At 73.2% G+C, this 19,195-nt stretch carries 11 protein-coding genes; 9 read left to right on the forward strand and 2 right to left on the reverse strand.

The window, feature by feature from the left end:
- Nucleotides 1–9 precede the first annotated feature (9 nt).
- On the reverse strand, nucleotides 10–504 hold the full coding sequence (locus ACIP2X_RS32255) for a hypothetical protein (protein WP_401679895.1): 495 nt from the start codon (nucleotides 502–504) through the stop codon (nucleotides 10–12).
- 124 nt (nucleotides 505–628) lie between these two features.
- Nucleotides 629–1,837: a nucleotide sugar dehydrogenase gene (locus tag ACIP2X_RS32260; RefSeq protein ID WP_401679898.1), complete on the reverse strand. Its 1,209-nt coding sequence runs from the start codon at nucleotides 1,835–1,837 to the stop codon at nucleotides 629–631.
- A 306-nt stretch (nucleotides 1,838–2,143) separates the two neighbouring features.
- Between ACIP2X_RS32260 and ACIP2X_RS32265 the strand changes: the two genes are divergently transcribed.
- From ACIP2X_RS32265 to ACIP2X_RS32305, 9 genes are all read left to right on the forward strand, one after another.
- On the forward strand, nucleotides 2,144–3,850 hold the full coding sequence (locus ACIP2X_RS32265) for a glycerol-3-phosphate dehydrogenase/oxidase (RefSeq protein WP_401679901.1): 1,707 nt from the start codon (nucleotides 2,144–2,146) through the stop codon (nucleotides 3,848–3,850).
- Between the two features lie 83 nt (nucleotides 3,851–3,933).
- Nucleotides 3,934–5,976 carry a protein kinase gene (locus ACIP2X_RS32270; RefSeq protein WP_401680238.1) on the forward strand — a complete coding sequence of 681 codons (2,043 nt, stop codon included), beginning with the start codon at nucleotides 3,934–3,936 and terminating at the stop codon, nucleotides 5,974–5,976.
- A gap of 172 nt (nucleotides 5,977–6,148) precedes the next feature.
- A complete protein-coding gene (locus ACIP2X_RS32275) occupies nucleotides 6,149–9,091 on the forward strand; it encodes a protein kinase (RefSeq protein ID WP_401679904.1) in 2,943 nt (980 codons plus the stop codon).
- A gap of 152 nt (nucleotides 9,092–9,243) precedes the next feature.
- Nucleotides 9,244–10,857: a serine/threonine-protein kinase gene (locus ACIP2X_RS32280; RefSeq protein WP_401680241.1), complete on the forward strand. Its 1,614-nt coding sequence runs from the start codon at nucleotides 9,244–9,246 to the stop codon at nucleotides 10,855–10,857.
- Between the two features lie 137 nt (nucleotides 10,858–10,994).
- Nucleotides 10,995–12,044 (forward strand): serine/threonine-protein kinase, encoded by a 1,050-nt coding sequence (locus ACIP2X_RS32285; protein WP_401679906.1) that lies wholly within the window; start codon nucleotides 10,995–10,997, stop codon nucleotides 12,042–12,044.
- A gap of 88 nt (nucleotides 12,045–12,132) precedes the next feature.
- Nucleotides 12,133–13,896, forward strand: coding sequence for a serine/threonine-protein kinase (locus ACIP2X_RS32290; protein WP_401679909.1), 1,764 nt, complete (start codon nucleotides 12,133–12,135; stop codon nucleotides 13,894–13,896).
- Nucleotides 13,897–13,939: 43 nt separating this feature from the next.
- Nucleotides 13,940–15,565, forward strand: a complete 1,626-nt coding sequence (locus ACIP2X_RS32295; protein WP_401679912.1) for a protein kinase — start codon at nucleotides 13,940–13,942, stop codon at nucleotides 15,563–15,565.
- Nucleotides 15,566–15,669: 104 nt separating this feature from the next.
- Nucleotides 15,670–17,295, forward strand: coding sequence for a succinic semialdehyde dehydrogenase (locus ACIP2X_RS32300; RefSeq protein ID WP_401679915.1), 1,626 nt, complete (start codon nucleotides 15,670–15,672; stop codon nucleotides 17,293–17,295).
- Nucleotides 17,296–17,336: 41 nt separating this feature from the next.
- Complete coding sequence (locus ACIP2X_RS32305) at nucleotides 17,337–19,133, forward strand: GMC oxidoreductase (RefSeq protein WP_401679917.1); 1,797 nt, start codon at nucleotides 17,337–17,339, stop codon at nucleotides 19,131–19,133.
- Nucleotides 19,134–19,195 lie beyond the last annotated feature (62 nt).

The raw sequence follows: 19,195 nt of genomic DNA on the forward strand, positions 1-19,195 counted from the left end.
GCCGGCGCGTTACGCCGCCGCCTTCTTGGCGGCGGAGTACGCGGTGAACGCGCCGATGGCCAGGAACAGGAACGTCATCGGGTCGGCGGACTCCTGCCAGGCCTCCATCAGCAGGTCCAGGTGACCGGTGAACATCTCGGTCACCGAGACGCCGAGCAGGTCGGCGGCGAGTATCGCGGCGCCTACGAGCTGCCCGAGGTAGACGGCGCCGAGCGAGAGCAGGCCGCTCAGCACGGGCAGCGCCGGGTTCGCGCCGCCGACCTTGCCGGCCGCGAAGCCGACGACGAAACCGACGCCGATCGCCGCGAAGCCGATCTCGTACTCGGTGGCGCCGACGATCGCGCCGTAGATCCCGGCGGAGACAAGGGCCGCCACGACGGCGGCGAGCACGCCGAGGGCGACGTTGCTCCGCGCGGGGGCGGGCGGCGCCGGCGGGACGGGGACGGGCTGCTGCTGGGCGAACGGGTTGCCGTCGGTCGGCTGCGGTGGCACTGACTGGGTCATGACAGAAATCCCCCCACGGGACTGATGAGCGAGTGGCGTCCGCGCACAGGTGTGCGACAGGGACGCCGAAGGGTAACAGGCGCACCCGACCGCTCCACCAGCGAATTCCCCGCCGCCGGGCCGGTCAGAGACGGTGTGCCGCTCCGGTGGGGGTGGTGCCCCGGGTGTCGAGCAGGAGCTGCGCCTTCACCGACAGGCCCTGGAGGTCGTAGGTGCGGTGGTTCTGGAGCAGGATCGTGAGATCGGCCTCCGCGGCGGCCTCGTAGAGGGAGTCGGCGCGCGGGACCGGGCGGTCCAGGATGCTCCAGGACGGGATGTGCGGGTCGTGGTAGCTGACGGAGGCGCCCAGCTCCATCAGGCGGATCGCGACCTCCTGGGCGGGAGTGGCCTGCTGGTCGGCGAGGTCGGGCTTGTAGGTGACGCCGAGCAGGAGCACGCGCGCGCCGCGGGCGGACTTGCCGTGCTCGTTGAGCAGGGTGGCGGCGCGCTGGACGACGTAGCGGGGCATGCGGCCGTTGACCTGCTGGGCCAGTTCCACCATGCGCAGGCCGCGGCCCGCGCGGCCGGTCAGGTCCTGCGGGACGGCGTGGCCGCCGACGCCGGGGCCGGGGCGGAAGGCCTGGAAGCCGAACGGCTTGGTCTCCGCGCAGCGGATGACGTCCCACAGGTCGACGCCCAAGTCGTGGCAGAGGACGGCCATCTCGTTGACCAGGGCGATGTTGACGTGCCGGTAGTTGGTCTCCAGGAGCTGCACGGCCTCCGCCTCGCGGGGGCCCCGCGCGCGGACGACCTTGTCGGTGAGCCGGCCGTAGAAGGCGGCGGCCGACTCGGTGCAGGCGGGGGTGAGGCCGCCGATGACCTTGGGGGTGTTGGCCGGGGTGAAGTCGCGGTTGCCCGGGTCGACGCGGCTGGGCGAGTACGCCAGGTGGAAGTCGCGGCCGGCGCGCAGCTGTGAGCCCTCCTCCAGCAGGGGGCGCAGGAAGTCCTCGGTCGTGCCCGGGTGGACCGGCGACTCCAGGATGACGGTGGTGTGCGGGCGCAGCCGGGCGGCCAGGGTGCGGGCGGCCGCCTCCAGCTGGCTGAGGTCCAGGCCGCCGTCCGCGCTCCTCGGGGTCGGGGCGCAGATGACGGCGGTGCGCACCCGGCCGAGCTCGCTCGGACCCACCGCGTGCCGGAAGCCCCCCGAGAGCATCCGGCGCAGTTCGGCGGGGCTGAGCGAGCCGGGCTCGGGGCCGGTCTTGTAGCCGACGGTGGGGATGCCGGCGGCGACGGCGGCCTGGGCCAGCGGCAGGCCGAGCGGGCCGAGTCCGATGACGGCGAGATCTGCGGGCATGGAGTGGGCCGTCCTTCCCAGTAACCGAAGCGGGACAGGTGCGCAAGCCCTGTGGACAGGACGAGCGAGCGCACAGTCAGACTAGGAGTAAATATGACCGTTTTGCGGTATTGCGCTCGGCCGTGTCCGTGCTCGTTTCCGTCTTCTCGCGGCTTCCGGCCGCCGGTGTCGGGGCAGGTTGTCCACAGGCTGGAGATGTGTGGTGGCTGAAGTCGGACGACGCGGTCAGACTTTGAGCGTGGGGGATGTGGACCGGGTCACGCCCGACGGGTGCGGCCGACGCGAGGCGATGAGCGGGAGGCAGCAGTGAGGACAGGGACACTGGGGCCGGCGCAGCGCGCCGAGTCGCTCGCGGCGATGGCCGATCGGGAGCTGGACCTGCTGGTCGTGGGCGGCGGAGTGGTCGGCGCGGGCACCGCGCTGGACGCCGTGACACGCGGCCTGTCCACGGGTCTGGTCGAGGCACGGGACTGGGCGTCGGGCACGTCGAGCCGCTCCAGCAAGCTGATACACGGCGGCCTGCGCTATCTGGAGATGCTCGACTTCTCCCTGGTCCGCGAGGCGCTGAAGGAGCGCGGCCTGCTGCTGGAGCGGCTGGCGCCGCATCTGGTGAAGCCGGTGCCCTTCCTCTACCCCCTGCAGCACAAGGGCTGGGAGCGGCTCTACGCGGGCTCGGGCGTCGCGCTCTACGACGCCATGTCGATGGCCCGCGGGCACGGCCGGGGCCTGCCGGTGCACCGGCACCTGAGCCGCAGTCACGCCCTGCGCGTGGCACCCGCGCTGAAGAAGGACGCGCTGGTCGGCGCCCTGCAGTACTACGACGCCCAGATGGACGACGCCCGGTTCGTCGCCACGCTGGTGCGCACCGCCGTGTCCTACGGCGCCAAGGCGGCCAACCGCGCCCGGGTGACCGGCTTCCTGCGCGAGGGCGAGCGCGTGGTCGGGGCCCGCGTGCAGGACGTCGAGGGCGGCGGGGAGTACGAGATCCACGCCAAGCAGATAGTCAACGCCACCGGAGTGTGGACCGACGACACCCAGGCCATGGTGGGGGAGCGGGGACAGTTCCACGTCCGCGCCTCCAAGGGGATCCACCTGGTGGTGCCCAAGGACCGCATCCACTCCAGCACCGGCCTGATCCTGCGCACCGAGAAGTCCGTGCTGTTCGTCATCCCGTGGGGCCGGCACTGGATCATCGGCACCACCGACACCGACTGGGACCTCGACAAGGCCCACCCCGCCGCCTCCAGCGCCGACATCGACTATCTGCTGGAGCATGTGAACTCGGTGCTCGCGGTGCCGCTCACCCGCGACGACGTCGAGGGGGTGTACGCCGGACTGCGGCCGCTGCTGGCCGGGGAGTCCGACGCCACCAGCAAGCTGTCGCGCGAGCACACCGTCGCGCACCCGGTGCCGGGGCTGGTGGTGGTGGCGGGCGGCAAGTACACGACCTACCGCGTGATGGCCAAGGACGCCGTGGACGAGGCGGTGCACGCCCTGGACCTGCGGGTCGCCGAGTGCGTCACCGAGGACGTACCGCTGATCGGCGCGGAGGGGTACCGCGCGCTGTGGAACGCGCGGGCCCGCATCGCCGCCCGCACCGGACTGCATGTCGTCCGCGTGGAACACCTGTTGAACCGGTACGGCTCCATGGCGGAGGAACTCTTCGACCTCATCGGAGGGGACTCCTCGCTGGGCGAGCCGCTCACCGGCGCCGACGACTATCTGCGCGCCGAGGTCGTCCACGCCGCCTCGCACGAGGGCGCCCGGCATCTGGACGACGTGCTGACACGGCGCACCCGCATCTCGATTGAAACCTTCGACCGGGGTACCCGTTGTGCGCGTGAGGTCGCGGAGTTGATGGCGCCGGTGCTCGGCTGGGACAAGGACCAGATCGAGCGCGAGGTCCAGCACTACGAGAAGCGGGTGGAGGCGGAGCGCGAGTCGCAGCGCCAGCCCGACGACCTGACGGCGGACGCGGCAAGGCTCGGGGCACCCGACATCGTGCCGTTGTAGGAGCGGGGGCACCCGGGGCGAGAGCCGCTTGTCGGGTGAGGGACAATGGAGGCTCTGTCAGGGCGGGTTGCATGAGGGGACGCATGTCGGAGGCGGAGCGGGCGGGGACATCCCGTCAGGACACTCGTCAGGACAAGAGCGAGCGTCTTCTCGCCGGGCGGTACCGGCTGGGAGACGTGCTCGGCCGAGGCGGCATGGGCACGGTGTGGCGCGCCGAGGACGAGACCCTCGGCCGGACGGTCGCGGTCAAGGAGCTGAGGTTCCCGACCAACATCGACGAGGACGAGAAGCGCAGGCTCATCACGCGCACGCTGCGCGAGGCCAAGGCCATCGCGCGGATCCGCAACACGAGCGCGGTGACGGTCTTCGACGTGGTCGACGAGGACGACCGGCCGTGGATCGTGATGGAACTGGTCGAGGGCAAGTCCCTGGCCGAGGTCATCCGCGAGGACGGCCTGCTGGAGCCGCGGCGCGCCGCCGAGGTCGGCCTCGCCGTCCTCGACGTGCTGCGCTCCGCGCACCGTGAGGGAATCCTGCACCGCGACGTGAAGCCGTCGAACGTGCTGATCGCCGACGACGGCCGGGTCGTGCTCACCGACTTCGGCATCGCCCAGGTCGAGGGCGACCCGTCCATCACCTCCACCGGCATGCTCGTCGGCGCGCCCTCCTACATCTCCCCGGAGCGCGCCCGCGGCCACAAGCCCGGCCCCGCGGCCGACCTGTGGTCGCTCGGCGGTCTGCTGTACGCGGCGGTCGAGGGCGTCCCGCCGTACGACAAGGGCTCCGCGATCGCCACGCTCACCGCGGTGATGACCGAGCCGCTGGAGGAGCCCAAGCACGCCGGCCCGCTCAGGGACGTCATCTACGGGCTGCTCACCAAGGACCCCGACAAGCGCATCGACGACGCCGCTGCCCGGGCCATGCTCAAGTCGGTCATCAACGCGCCCGACGCCAAGACCGCCGAGCCGGCCGACGCCACCAAGGTCGTGCCGCTGCCCCCGCAGCCGGACGGGCCCGCCAAGAGCGGGAGTGCGGCGCGCGGCGAGGGCCGGGACGGAGCCGACCGGCTGCGCGGGGCGCTGCGGTCGGCCCGCAAGGCCGCGGCGGCGACCGGCGCGGCGGCCGGGGCGCGCGCGGCCACCGGGAAGGGCGCCGGGGACGCGGGCGGCACGGACGCGCCGGGCGGGCGTACGGGCGCCGGGTCGGCGTCGGACTCCGGCACGCAGAGCGGCGGCACGCAGGGCGGCAAGGGCACGCAGGGCGGTAACGGCACGACGGCGGGCCGGAGTTCCGGCTGGCCCGTGATGACGCCGCCGGACCTTCCGCCGCGGCCGGTGCCGAGAGCGCCGCTGACGGACGTGGTGCCCCGGCGGACCCTGGCGGTCATCGCCGTGGTCGTGGCGCTCGCCGTGCTCGGTGTCGTGCTGGCCGTCGTGCTCAACTCGGGCGGCGAGGGCTCCGAACGCGGCGCCGGCGGCGGCAGGACGGCCGCCGAGGCCAGCGGCGGCTCCGACACCAAGTCGGACGAAGGCGGCACCCGCACCGACGGCACGGCGACGGAGTCGTCCGGAGCCACGCCCGATGACTCCTCGGGCGCGAACGGCGGGGCGGCCCCGGGGAACACGGGCGACGAGACCGGCGACTCCTCTGACGGCGAGGGGTCTTCGGACGGCAAGGGCTCCTCGGAGGGCGCCGCCGCCGAGTCGACGCACGACGGCGACCAGGGCTACTCCATAGGACTGCCCAAGGGCTGGAAGTACGGGTCGTCGGACGCGGCGGGCGACCGGTTCACCGGACCCGACGGACAGAAGCTGCTGATCGCCTGGACCTCCACGCCCAAGGACGACCCCGTCCAGGACTGGGAGAACCAGGAGCGCTACATGACGCGCTCGCAGTACGACCGGATCCGTATAGCGCAGGTGGACTACCGCGGCTGGAACACCGCCGACTGGGAGTTCACCTACGTCGACGCGGGCACGAAGTACCGGACGATCGACCGCGGGTTCGTCGTCGACGAGCAGCAGGGCTACGCGCTGATGTACACGGCGAAGGCCGCGACGTGGGACGGAGCCCTGCGGAAGTCCACGTGGCGGACGCTGACCGACACCTTCCGGCCGAAGGCCTGATCGGGCTCGGAAGCGGACCGGGTGCAGGAGATCTCGTGAGATCTCCCATCCTTCCGTGCGGGTTGCCTCCGGCACGTATCGTGAGTGGTTGCGAACCGTACGCATCGGGAACGCATCGAGAACGAGACGCCACACGAACGGAATTGACCACCGGGCGGCCGGGGGAGGCAACGTGGACGACTATGCGGGGCGCGTACTCGCCGACCGCTACCGCCTGCCGCTTCCCCCCTCCGACGAGTACGAACTCACCGAGACGCGGGCCTTCGACACCTACAGCGGGCAGGAAGTCCTCGTACGGCAGGTGCCGTTGCCGGAGGTCGTCGAGGCAGAGGTGCTCGACGCGGAGGGACTGCCCGAGGGGTTCACGGCGCGTGACCGCACGGCCCGGCGGCCGTCCGCGCGCGGGGGAGCCGTCCGGCGGCCCACGGACCCGGCGGTCCGGCGCGCGGTGGAGGCCGCGCAGGCGGCTGCCGCGATTCCCGATCACCCGCGGCTCGACCAGGTCTTCGACGTGTTCGCCGAGGGCGGCTCGCTGTGGGTCGTGAGCGAACTGGTGGCCGCGCGACCGCTGGCCGCGCTGCTCGCCGAACAGCCGCTGACGCCCTATCGGGCGGCGGAGGTCGCCTCCGACGTGCTGACGGCGTTGCGGGCGCTGCACGCGCACGGCTGGGTGCACCGGAACATCACCGCGCGGACGGTACTCGTCTGCGACGACGGGCGGGTCATGCTGACCGGCCTGGCGGTGGGCGCGGCCGAGGAGGCGCTGTGCGGCTACGACCCGGTGCCGCCGCCCCTGTACGACGACGCGGGCGGAGACGACGGCGGGACGGCCGGGGCCCTGGGACCGGCCAGAGGGACGTTCGGGGCCGCCGGGACACCTGAGCTGAACACGGTCGGTGGGCCCGGCGCGGGCGCGCTCGGCGGCGGTGACCCCGAGGCCGCGCGGCGGGCCGCCATCGAGGCGCGGGCGGCCGGCGGGCTGCCGGTGCCCGGCGTGGACGCGGCGGAGAGCGTGGGCGGTTCGGCCGCGCTGGCCCGCAGGGCGCAGGAGACCGGCGGGGACATCCGGGCGGCGCGGGCCGGGGCGATCGCCGCGTACCGGGCCGGAGCGCGGGCCGCGGCCCGGGTCCAGGAGGCGGAGCAGAGCGGTCGCGCGGCCCTGCCCGGTGCCCGTCCCGCACCCGAGGGGAACCCGCCGGGGCAGATAGCGGACCCGTACGGCGTGCGCGCCACGCCCTGGCACGGCGCGACACCGCGCAACACCGGGGCCGGAACGACCGGAGGGCGTCACGGCCAGGCCCAGGGCGGTACCGCCCAGCCGGTGGTGCCCCCGCACGGCAACGGTCCGGCCCAGCCGGGCGCGTCGGCGTATGGCAACGGTCCGGTCCCGCCGGGTGGGTCGGCGTACGGCAATGGTCCTGTGCAGCCGGGTGGGTCGGCGTACGGCAATGGTCCGGTCCCGCCGGGTGGGTCGGCGTATGGCAATGGTCCTGTGCAGCCGGGTGGGTCGGCGTACGGCAATGGTCCGGTCCCGCCGGGTGGGTCGGCGTACGGCAATGGTCCTGTGCAGCCGGGTGGCCCGGCGTATGGCAATGGTCCGGCCCAGCCCGGTGGGTCGGCGTACGGAAACGGTCCCGTCCAGCCGGGCGTGGCGCCGCTTCACAACGGCCTGGCCCAGCCCGGCGTGGCGCCGCATCACGGCGGTCCGGCGCAGCCGGGTGTGCCGGCCCAGGGCGACGGGCTCGCGCGGCCGGGTGTCCTGTCCTCGGCCCGCGGAGGCGGCCCCGTCGTACCCGCGCCCGCCCACGAGGCGGGGCCGCCGGAGTCTCGGACCGGTGCCGGCGCCCGCTGGGACGACCTCGTGACCCCCGCGCCCCGCCGTGGCCCCGCCACCGCGCTCGCCGCGGAGCGGGCGCGGCAGGCGCGCATGGCCGTGGTCGGGCCGGTGACCGAGCGGTGGGCGCCCGAGCAGGCCGGCCCCGTGCACGAGAACTGGCAGCTCGCGCCGCCCATCGGCCCGGCGACCGACCTGTGGGCGCTCGGAGCGCTGCTCTTCAGGGCCGTGCAGGGGCACGCGCCCTACCCGGAGGAGTCGACGGCCGAGCTGGTGCAACTGGTGTGCGCCGAGCCGCCGGCCTTCGCCGAGGAGTGCGGGCCGCTGCGCCCCGTCGTGGAATCGCTGCTGCGTCAGGACCCCACCGAGCGGCTGGACTTCGAGGAGCTGCGCGGCTGGCTGCGTTCCCTCGTGCGGTCCGCTCCGGAGCCCGAGGCCGGCGTGCATGTGGTCGCCGCGCCACCGCCCGACGCCAGCCGGCTGCCGATCGTGCGACGCAAGGGCGAACTGGTGCGCAGGCGCCGTGCCGGGCTGCCCGCCCGGCACGGGCGCCACAAGCGGGACCGGGAGAGGACGCGTTCGCCGCGCAGCCTGGGCCGCACGCTGCTCCTGCTGATACTGCTCGCGCTGGCCGGGGCGATCGCGTACGCCGTGCTGTTCATGCCGAAGGCCGGGGAGGGCGCCGGTGGCGCGAGCCCCGAGCGGACCGGGGCCGCCGGGCAGGTCGGCGAGGCACCGGAGCCGACGCCGACGCCGGAGGCGAGCAGCGAGCCGCGCCCCGACCAGAACTCGCCGGACGACGAACCGAGCGGCACCGGGTCCGACGTGGCCGAGGGCTTCACCCTGCAGGAGGACCCGGAGGGCTTCCGGGTGGCGGTGGCCGAGGGCTGGCAGCGCGCGCCGAGGAACGGCAGCGGCCAGGTCATCTACTCCCAGGGCGACTTCGAGCTGATCGTCGTACCGGGCCGGGACGGCTCGGCCGAGTACGGCGGCGATCCGATGGCCTATCAGCGGGAGCGGGAGCCCGAGCTGCGGCCGTACCGGGAGTCGAGCTGGGCCACCTCCACCGGTCTGAAGACGATCGAGGTGGGCGGACGCACGATGGCCGAGGGACAGTTCACCTGGAGTGACGACGCGGGCCGCGATCTGTTCGTGCGCAACCTCGCGATGCTGCTGGACGGGCGCTACCACGTGGTGCAGGTGCGCGGCCCGGAGGCCGAGCGTGACGAGGTGACCCGGCTCTACGAGCAGGCGGCGGCGACGTATCAGGCCACGGGCTGAACACCGCGGGCCGGTCGGCCGGATGGTTGCTTGTCGTCACCGAAAGCGACAACCGTCACAGTGCGGTTTCCGAAGGGCCCCCGTGGTTCCCCGTAAGCGGGCCTGTCCCTACGCTGAACCTGTCAAGAACATTGCGGGGAAACGTGAATCAGATGCAGGGCCGCCTCGTCGGGGGCCGCTACCGGCTCACCGACGCCATCGGCAGCGGCGGCATGGGACGGGTGTGGCGCGCCCATGACGAGGTGCTGCACCGGGCCGTCGCGATCAAGGAGTTGACCGCCGCCCTCTACGTCTCCGAAGGCGACCAGGCCGTTCTGCTGGCCCGTACCCGGGCGGAGGCGCGCGCGGCCGCACGGATCAACCACTCGGCCGTCGTCACCGTCCACGACGTGCTGGAGCACGACGGCCGGCCGTGGATCGTGATGGAGCTGGTCGAGGGCCGCTCGCTCGCCGACGCCGTCAAGGCGCAGGGTCGCGTCGATCCGGCCGAGGCCGCCCGGATCGGTCTGTGGGTGCTGCGCGCCCTGCGGGCCGCACACACCGCCGGAGTCCTGCACCGGGACGTCAAGCCCGGCAACGTCCTGCTCGCCGACGACGGCCGGGTCCTGCTCACCGACTTCGGCATCGCGCAGATCGACGGCGACACGACGATCACGCGCACCGGCGAGGTCGTCGGCTCGGTGGACTACCTCGCCCCCGAGCGGGTCCGCGGCCACGACCCGGGACCGGCCTCCGACCTGTGGGCGCTCGGCGCGACGCTGTACACGGCGGTGGAGGGCACCTCGCCGTTCCGCCGCACCTCGCCGCTGTCCACGATGCAGGCCGTCGTCGAGGAGCACCCCGCCGAGCCCCGGTACGCCGGTCCGCTCGGGCCCGTGATCACCGCGCTGCTGCGCAAGGAACCGGCCGCGCGCCCCTCGTCCGGCGAGGCGGAGCGACTGCTCGCCGAGGTGGCCGACGGGGGCCGCCCGCAGGTGACCGAGGTGCTCACGCCCCCGATGCGGCAGCCGGAAGCGGTTCCGGTGCGCCAGGAGACGCGCGAGCACTCCCGGCCGGGCCCGCTCGGGTCCTCGACGCCGGCCGTACCGACCGGGCGGCGGCGCCGGCTGCGCACCGTGGCCCTCGTCGTGGCCATGGCGGCGGTCGTCGGCGGGGCCGGCGCGGTGCTGGTGCAGCAGTGGGAGGCGGGTCGGGGCTCGGACGGCGCGTCCCCGTCGGTCAGTTCGACGGCGCCGGTCACGCCGTCGGGCTCCCCCTCGGACTCCCCGGAGCCGCAGGAGTCCGTCCCGGACACCTGGGTGCGCAAGGACGACCCGGCGGGTTTCAGCCTCTCCCTGCCCGACGACAGCTGGCAGCGCGAGGTGTACGGCGTCCAGGGCGACCTCACGCAGATCGACTACTCGCCCGACGGCGGTACGCACCTCCTCCGCATCGCCATCGACAAGTCACCGGACTTCGACGATGCCTACGAGCACCAGCGGGACCTGGAGCAACAGCTCCAGCGGCTGGCGCAGTACCAGCGCGTGACCATGGAGAAGAACATCTACCGGGACCGCGAGGGGTCCCTGTGGGAGTACACGTGGACCGCGCTGGAGACCGACCCCGGTCCGTACGCGGGGCCGCGCCGGGCCATCGAGGAGATGTACCTGACCCGCGACGGGGTCGAGTACGCGATCTACATGTCGGCGCCCGCGGCGGACTGGGAGACCACGCGCGAACAGTTCGACACGCTGCTGCGGGGATGGCGGCCGGGGGACACCTCGTGACGGGCGGACCGGTCCGTCCGTAAGCGGTACGCGCCAGGTCGTTGACCGCGCAACGTACCCGCGCGACATGGGCGTTTGTCGGCCATGCCACCCGTTCGGCCCGGAGCGTCACGCTCCGGCTGGGGCATGATGTGCTCATGGGGAGCGAGGGGTCCGACGAGCGCGTCATCGCGGGCCGCTACCGGCTGCGGGCGACGCTCGGGCGGGGTGGCATGGGCGTGGTCTGGCGCGCCACCGACCAGTTGCTCGGCCGCGAGGTGGCCGTCAAGGAACTCGTCACCGACGACTCCCCGTCGGCGGCCCGCGCCCGCTCCTCACGCGACCGCACGCTGCGCGAGGCCCGTGCCCTGGCCCAGCTGCGGCACCCGCACATCAGCGTCGTCCACGACGTCGTCGAGGACGACGAACGCCTCTACATCGTCATGGAGTTGATCGACGGCGGTTCCCTCGCCGACCGGATCGCCGCGGACGGCCCGGTCGACGCCCGCGAGGCCGCCCGGATCGGCATCGCCCTGCTCGGCGCGCTGAGCGCGGCGCACGAGGCCGGAGTCCTGCACCGCGACCTCAAACCGGCGAACGTCCTCATCGAGTCCGGCAGCGGACGGGTCGTCCTCACCGACTTCGGCGTGGCCCAGGTGGAGGGCGCCACCACGCTCACCGAGTCGGGGAGCTTCGTGGGCTCGCCCGAATACACCGCGCCCGAGCGGATGTCGGGGTCGGGGACCGGTCCGGCCTCCGACCTGTGGTCGCTCGGCGTGCTGCTGTGCACGTCGGTCAGCGGCGAGTCGCCCTTCCACCGCGACTCGCTGGGCGGCCTCCTGCACGCCGTGGTCGCCGCGCCGATCCGGCCGCCCGCGCAGGCCGGCCCGATGCTGCCCGTCGTACGCGGGCTCCTCGAACGCGACCCGGAGCGGCGCCTGGACGCCGCGCGGGCCGAGCGGATGCTGCGGGACGTCCTGGAGACGGGCCGGGCGCCGGAGTTGTCCCGCCCTCCACGCGCGCCGCGGGACCGGCTGGTGATCGCGCTGCTGGTCGCGGCGATGGTGGCGGCGGGGGTGTCGGCGGCGCTGCTCGCCGACGGGGGCGGCGGGGACGGTGACGGGCCGCCTGCGAGTCCGAAGCCGAGCACGTCCCTGAGCACCTCCGTGTCTCCGTCCGCCACAGGGTCCGGCAACCCACCTGAATAGGAGATAAGCCGCGACCTGGGTCACGGGTCTGTGACCGGTGCCCCCTCGCGGTGGATGCGGAGCCACCCGCCGCGATATGCATGGACGCATGAGCAGCAACGGGGGAGCCCGCCACGGGGCCGACGAGCCAACGAGTTTCGGTCTGCAACCGCCGGTCCGGCCGGCCGCCGTACCGCACCCGGACAACCCGTACGCGTCGCCCGCCCCGGCCGTGCCGTCGCAGCAACCCGCCCAGCAGGCGCCGGGGCAGCCCGCGCAGCAGGCATCCGGGCAACCCGCGCACCAGGCGCCCCAGTCGGCACCCCAGCAGCCCGGGCACCAGGCGCCGCAGCACCCCGCCTACCGGCCGGCGCAGGACGACCCGGGCGCGGGACGGCTGATCGCCGGGCGCTACCGGCTGCTCGCCAAGCTCGGGCACGGCGGTATGGGCACGGTGTGGCGCGCCACGGACGAGACGGTGGACCGGGAGGTCGCGGTCAAGGAACCCCGCGTTCCGGACCACCTTCCCGAGCGCGAACGCGACAATGTCTTCGAGCGGATGCGCCGCGAGGCCCGCGCCGCCGCCCGGCTCGACCACCCTGCGGTGGTCGACGTGCACGACGTCGCCGTGGTGGACGGCAGGCCGTGGATCGTGATGGAGCTGGTGCGGGGACGTTCCCTCGGCAGCGCGCTCCAGGAAGGCACCCTCTCCGCAACTGAGGCGGCCAGGATCGGCCTGGAGGTGCTCGGCGCGCTGGAGGCCGCGCACGCCGCCGGCATCCTGCACCGGGACGTCAAGCCGGACAACGTCCTGCTCGGCCGGTACGACCGCGTCGTGCTCACCGACTTCGGCATCGCCCAGATCGAGGGCGAGACCAACCTCACCGACACCGGCGGCTTCGTCGGCTCGCCCGAGTACATCGCGCCGGAGCGGGTGCTGGGCCAGCGCCCCGGCCCGGCGTCGGACCTGTGGTCGCTGGGCGTCGTGCTCTACGCGGCCACGGAGGGCGTGTCGCCGTTCCGGCGCAGCAACACGCCGGCCACCCTCCAGTCCGTCCTCAACGCCACGCCCGCGCCGCCCGCGTCGGCCTCCGGACCGCTCGCCGAGGTCATCAACGGCCTGCTCCAGAAGGACCCGGCGCGCCGTCCGAACGCCGCCCAGGTCCGGTCCCTGCTGGAGGCGGCCGCGAACCCGCCCGCCCCGGTGGCCACGCAGGTCGTGACCGTCGGCGGCGACAACGGGCGCGGCGGCGGTGTCCGGATCGGCCGCAAGACGCTGCTCGGGCTGGGCGCGGCGGTCGTCGCGGCCGCGGTGGCGGCGTACCTGGTGCTCGCCGACCCGTTCGCGGGCCCGCTGCCCGACGGCTGGGAGACCAGGGCCGAGAAGGACGTCGCCGCGACCCTCGCGTTCCCCGCCGGCTACGAGCGGCAGGTGCCCGAGGACACCGACGACGGCCACTGGGTGACGTACACCGATCCGAGCGGTGCCGTCTGGATCGGGCTGAGCCTCGACAAGAAGTCCGAGGACACGGCCGACTCCATCCAGGCGTCGGCGGGCGCCGAGATGTACGAGGACAACCGCGTCTTCGAGGAGAGCGGCAGCTACGACTTCGGCATGCCGGAGAACCCGGTCACCCAGCCCGACGACGCGGTCACGTACCAGGGCAAGGACGCCGCGAAGAACACCGTCGGCTACAAGACGACGGACACTCAGAATCCGCGCCCCCGCGAGGTGCAGATCTTCTACTACAAGAACTCCGACGACAACATGTACAAGCTGACGATCAGCTACCCGGGCAAGGGCGACTTCGCCGAACGCGGCCGTGAGGTGGCCCGGGTGGCGATCGCCAACCTCGACGTCGACAAGGTCTGAACTCGCGTCGACAAACACGTGTCCCGCGGGGTAGGCATGGGGCATGAGTGACGGCGGCGAACACCAGCGCGACGGACGTCTGGTCGGCGGACGCTACCGGTTGATCGAACGCATCGGCTCCGGCGGCATGGGTGTCGTCTGGCGTGCGCTCGACGAACTGGTGGAGCGTGAAGTCGCCGTCAAGCAGCCCCGGTTGCCCGGGGACCCGGAGGACGAGGCCCACCGCCGGGCCGCCCACCGCCTGTATCGCGAGGCGCGGGCCGCCGCCCGCGTGGACCACCGGTCCGCCGTCACCATCCACGACGTGGTGGAGGAGGACGGAATCCCCTGGATCGTCATGGAGTTGGTCCAGGGCGAGTCCCTCCACGAGAGACTGAAGCGGGGCCCGATGGCGCCCGCCGAGTCCGCCCGCGTCGGTCTCGATGTCCTCGGCGCACTGCGCGCCGCCCACGCGGTCGGCATCGTGCACCGGGACGTCAAACCCGCCAACGTCCTGCTCGGCCGGCAGGGCCGTGTGGTCCTCACCGACTTCGGCATCGCCCATGTCCAGGGCGAGGAATCGCTCACCGTGAGCGGCGAGTTCGTCGGCTCCCTGGAGTTCATCGCGCCCGAGCGCATGTCCGGCCGCAGTGCCGGTCCCGCCTCCGACCTGTGGTCCCTGGGCGTTCTCCTGTACGCGGCCGTCGACGGCTCGTCGCCCTTCCGGCGGACGACGCCGGAGTCGACGCTCGCCGCGATCCTCGCCCCCGATCCGCCCGAGCCGAAGCGGGCCGGGCCGCTGGGGCCGCTTCTCGTACGGCTCCTGACGAAGGATCCCGAGCGGCGGCCGGCGCCCGAGGAGGTCGCCGAGGTGCTCGCCACCGTCGCGGAGGCGGACCCCGCAAGCGCCGAAGCCCCCAAGCCCGCTCCTCGCTCGGCCCCTGTCCCGGCCTCCGAGCCGGCCCCCGACTCGGCCACCGCCCCGGTCTCCCCGCCCCCCACCTCCGAACAGCCGCTGCCGTCCCGCCGCACCCGGCACCCCTGGCGCCGCCCCGCCCCCGCCGTCCTGCTCGGCGTCCTGGTCACCGGCGGCGTCTGGCTCGGCACGTCCTCCTTCCGCCCCGACCCCGGCGAGCAGCAGGCGGCGAACGGGACCGCCGCCTCCCCCTCGGCCCCGGGCGCTGCCGCACCCCGCAGTGCGGCCCCGGACGCCGCCGCGTGGACCGCGCACCGTGAGAAGGACCTGGCAGCCGTCCTCTCCCTGCCCGGCGACTACGCGGAGGCCGCCCGCGAGGGCAGTGCCGACGATCCGCCGCATCTGGTCGTCTACGACCTCGACAACACGATCCAGGTCCGTCTGACCCACTGGGACGAGGCGCCCGGCTCCCCGATGACCCGGGCGCGCGAGGCCCACGCCACCTGGGACAGCTACGACGGCGACGCCCGCACGCAGTACACCCGTACGACCTTCGACGGCCGTGAGGCCGTCCTCGCCGACACCACCTACAACATGACCGAGGACCCGACCCGCGTCCTGCAACTGGTGATCCTCACCGACGAGAGCCGCATGTACGAGCTGCGCGTCGACATGCCCAAGGGCACGCCCGACGAGAAGAAGGGCACCTCGGTGTTCCGCGGCGCCCGCGACCGACTGGAGATCGAGGGCGGTCAGGGCTCGCCAACGCCCTGATCAGGGCGTTTGTTGCCAGTGATCACTGGCGGCATGTGTGCACTCGGTGAATCCCTATTACCGACGGGTACACAAAGCCTCCGCCGCGGCATACCCTGCGGCTCATGACGGACTCGCAGGCCCTGGATCAGGCCACGCACACGACCGGCACCAACCCCCTCGCCGCCGCCCCCGAGGGCGTCCGCACCGCCGCGGACGTGGTCACCCCCGAGCTGATCGCCCAGCTCACCCGGGGCGTGGCAGGTTCCGGCCGTACCGCCAACCACTCGCCCTTCACCGGCGAGAAGCTGGCCGACCTGCCCGAGTCCACTCCGCAGGACGTACGGGAGGCGTTCGCCGCGGCCCGTGCCGCACAGGCGGTGTGGGCGCAGGTGCCGGTACGGCGGCGCGCGGCCGTCCTGCTCCGCTTCCACGACCTGGTGCTGGAGCGCCAGGCCGAGGTCCTGGACCTGATCCAGCTGGAGACCGGCAAGGCCCGGCTGCACGCCCACGAGGAGGTGCAGGCCGTGGCCGTCGCGGCCCGGCACTACGGCCGCAAGGCCCCCGCCTACCTCAGGCCCAAGCGGCACACCGGCGCCGTCCCGACCCTCACCAAGGTCACCGAACTGCGCCATCCACGCGGCGTGGTCGGCCAGATCGCCCCCTGGAACTACCCGCTGGAGCTCTCCGTCGGCGACGCCCTGCCGGCCTTCGTCGCGGGCAACGCCGTGGTGATGAAGCCGGACACGGAGACCTGCCTGACCGCGCTCTGGGCGCGCGACCTGCTCATCGAGGCGGGGCTGCCCGCCGAGGTCTTCCAGGTCGTCCTCGGCGAGGGTCCGGTCGTCGGCCCGGAGGTGGTCAAGCACGCCGACTACGTCTCCTTCACCGGCTCCACCCGCACCGGCCGGGAGGTGGCGCAGGGCGCCGCCGCGCGCCTGGTCGGTGTCTCCCTCGAACTCGGCGGCAAGAACGCCATGGTGGTGCTGGCGGACGCGGACGTGGAGAAGGCCGCCGCCGGAGCCGTCCGCGCGTGCTTCTCCTCCGCCGGGCAACTGTGCATCTCCATCGAGCGGTTGTACGTCCACGAGTCGGTGGCCGACGCCTTCCTGGAGCGCTTCGCCGCCCGCACGAAGGCCATGCGGCTGGGCAGGTCCCTCGCGTACGGGGCGGACATGGGCTCGCTGGTGGGCGAGCGCCAGCTGGAGACCGTCAAGCGGCATGTGGAGGAGGCGGTGGCCAAGGGCGCGAAGCTCGTCGCGGGCGGCACCGCGCGCCCGGACATCGGTCCGTACTTCTACGAGCCGACCATCCTCGACGGCGTCGAACCGCCGATGGCCGTCTGCACCGAGGAGACCTTCGGCCCGGTCGTCTCCCTCTACCGTTTCACGTCCGACGACGAGGCGGTCGAGCACGCCAACTCGACGCCGTACGGCCTGAACTCCTCGGTCTGGACCCGGGACGCCCGCCGCGGCCGCGAGGTCGCCGCCCGGCTGCGCACGGGCACGGTCAACATCAACGAGGGCTACGCGCCGGCGTACGGCAGCGTCCAGTCCCCCATGGGCGGCATGAAGGACTCCGGCCTCGGCCGACGCCACGGCTCCGAGGGCATCCTCAAGTACACCGAGGCCCAGACGATCGCCCACCAGCGCCTGCTGCCGATGGCCCCGTCGCTGGGCATGGACGACGAGAAGTACGCGGCGTTCATGAGCCGCAGCCTGCGGGTGATGAAGTCGCTCGGGTTCCGCTGACGTCCCCCAGGCCCCGCACGCACACTCAATGAGGAGAACACGTGCCACAGGACGCCTATGACTACGACGTCATCGTCGTGGGCTCCGGCTTCGGCGGTTCCGTCACCGCCCTGCGCCTGACGGAGAAGGGGTACCGGGTCGCCGTGCTGGAAGCCGGCCGCCGCTTCACCCGCGCCACCCTGCCCAAGAACTCCTGGGACCTGAAGAACTACCTCTGGGCGCCCAAGCTCGGCATGTACGGCCTGCAGCGCATCCACCTGCTCGGAAACGTCATGGTGCTGGCCGGCGCCGGCGTGGGCGGCGGCTCGCTCAACTACGCCAACACCCTCTACGTCCCGCCGAAGCCCTTCTTCGAGGACCCCCAGTGGGGCCACATCACCGACTGGCAGCAGGAGCTGGCGCCGTACTACGACCAGGCCCAGCGCATGCTCGGCGTCCGGCTGAACCCGACGACGACCCCCTCCGACGTCCATCTGAAGGCCGCGGCGCAGCGGATGGGCGTCGGCGACACCTTCCACATGGCGCCGGTCGGCGTCTTCTTCGGCGACGGCAAGGACGCCGACGGCAAGGCCACGGCGCGTCCCGGCGAGGAGGCCGCCGACCCCTACTTCGGTGGCGCGGGACCGGCCCGCCGCGCCTGCGCGGAGTGCGGCGAGTGCATGACCGGCTGCCGCCACGGCGCGAAGAACACCCTGAACGAGAACTACCTCTACCTCGCCGAGAAGGCCGGCGCGGTCGTCCACCCCATGACCACGGTCGTCTCCGTCACCGACGACTCGCAGGGCGGGTACGCCGTCACCACGCTGCCCACCGGCAAGCGCAGGAAGACCGGCGGGCGCACCTTCCGCGCCGGGCACGTGGTCCTGGCCGCCGGCACCTACGGCACCCAGACCCTGCTGCACCGCATGAAGGCCGGCGGCCAGTTGCCGCACCTCTCCGACCGCCTCGGCGAGCTGACCCGCACCAACTCCGAGGCCCTGGTGGGCGCCCAGACCACCAACCGCCGCTACCGCAAGGCCACCGGCGAGCGGAAGGTCGACTTCACCCGCGGCGTCGCCATCACGTCGTCCATCCACCCGGACGCCAACACCCATATCGAGCCCGTCCGTTACGGCAAGGGCTCCAACGCGATGGGCGGCATGGCGATCCTGCAGATCCCCTACGCGGAGGGCTCCTCACGCGCCGTGGCGTTCCTGCGCAACGCCGCCCGCCACCCCCTCCAGATGCTCCGTTCCCTGAACAACCACCGCTGGTCGGAGCGGACCATCATCGGTCTGGTGATGCAGTCGCTGGACAACTCGCTGACGACATATCTGAAGCCGGACGGCGTCGGCAAGGGCCTGCTGACCGCCAAGCAGGGGCACGGCGCGCCCAACCCCAAGCAGATCAAGGCCGCTTCGGAGGGCGCGTCCGCGATCGCCACGGAGATCAACGGCTTCGCCGGCAGCAACGTCGGCGAACTGATGGGCACCCCGCTCACCGCGCACTTCCTCGGCGGCTGCCCGATCGGCGACTCCCGCGAGACCGGCGTGCTCGACCCCTACCACCGGCTGTACGGCCACCCGGGGATCTCCGTGGTCGACGGCGCCGCCGTCACCGCCAACCTGGGCGTCAACCCGTCCCTCACCATCACGGCGCAGGCCGAGCGCGCGATGTCGTACTGGCCCAACAAGGGCGAGGCCGATCCACGTCCGCGGCAGGGGGCGGCGTACGAGCGCCTGAAGCCGGTCGAGCCGCAGTCGCCGGCGGTCCCGGCGGAGGCCTTCGGGGCGCTGCGGCTGCCGTTCCTCGGCATGCCGACGGTGCCGCCCAAGAAGTCGGCCCCTGACAAGAAGTAGAGGCAAAAGAAGTAGAGGCAAAAGAAGAGAGAGGGACCTGCGCCCCCCTCCGAGCGCAGCTC

The organism is Streptomyces sp. NPDC089424, from assembly GCF_044749345.1.
Taxonomy (GTDB): Bacteria; Actinomycetota; Actinomycetes; order Streptomycetales; family Streptomycetaceae; genus Streptomyces.

Bases quoted from the DNA above. Each gene is read 5' to 3' on its own strand.
- ACIP2X_RS32290 (WP_401679909.1), top strand. From the start codon at position 12,133: ATGAGCAGCAACGGGGGAGCCCGCCACGGGGCCGACGAGCCAACGAGT.
- ACIP2X_RS32255 (WP_401679895.1), bottom strand. From the start codon at position 504: ATGACCCAGTCAGTGCCACCGCAGCCGACCGACGGCAACCCGTTCGCC.
- ACIP2X_RS32270 (WP_401680238.1), top strand. From the start codon at position 3,934: ATGTCGGAGGCGGAGCGGGCGGGGACATCCCGTCAGGACACTCGTCAG.
- ACIP2X_RS32300 (WP_401679915.1), top strand. From the start codon at position 15,670: ATGACGGACTCGCAGGCCCTGGATCAGGCCACGCACACGACCGGCACC.
- ACIP2X_RS32260 (WP_401679898.1), bottom strand. From the start codon at position 1,837: ATGCCCGCAGATCTCGCCGTCATCGGACTCGGCCCGCTCGGCCTGCCG.
- ACIP2X_RS32295 (WP_401679912.1), top strand. From the start codon at position 13,940: ATGAGTGACGGCGGCGAACACCAGCGCGACGGACGTCTGGTCGGCGGA.
- ACIP2X_RS32285 (WP_401679906.1), top strand. From the start codon at position 10,995: ATGGGGAGCGAGGGGTCCGACGAGCGCGTCATCGCGGGCCGCTACCGG.
- ACIP2X_RS32280 (WP_401680241.1), top strand. From the start codon at position 9,244: ATGCAGGGCCGCCTCGTCGGGGGCCGCTACCGGCTCACCGACGCCATC.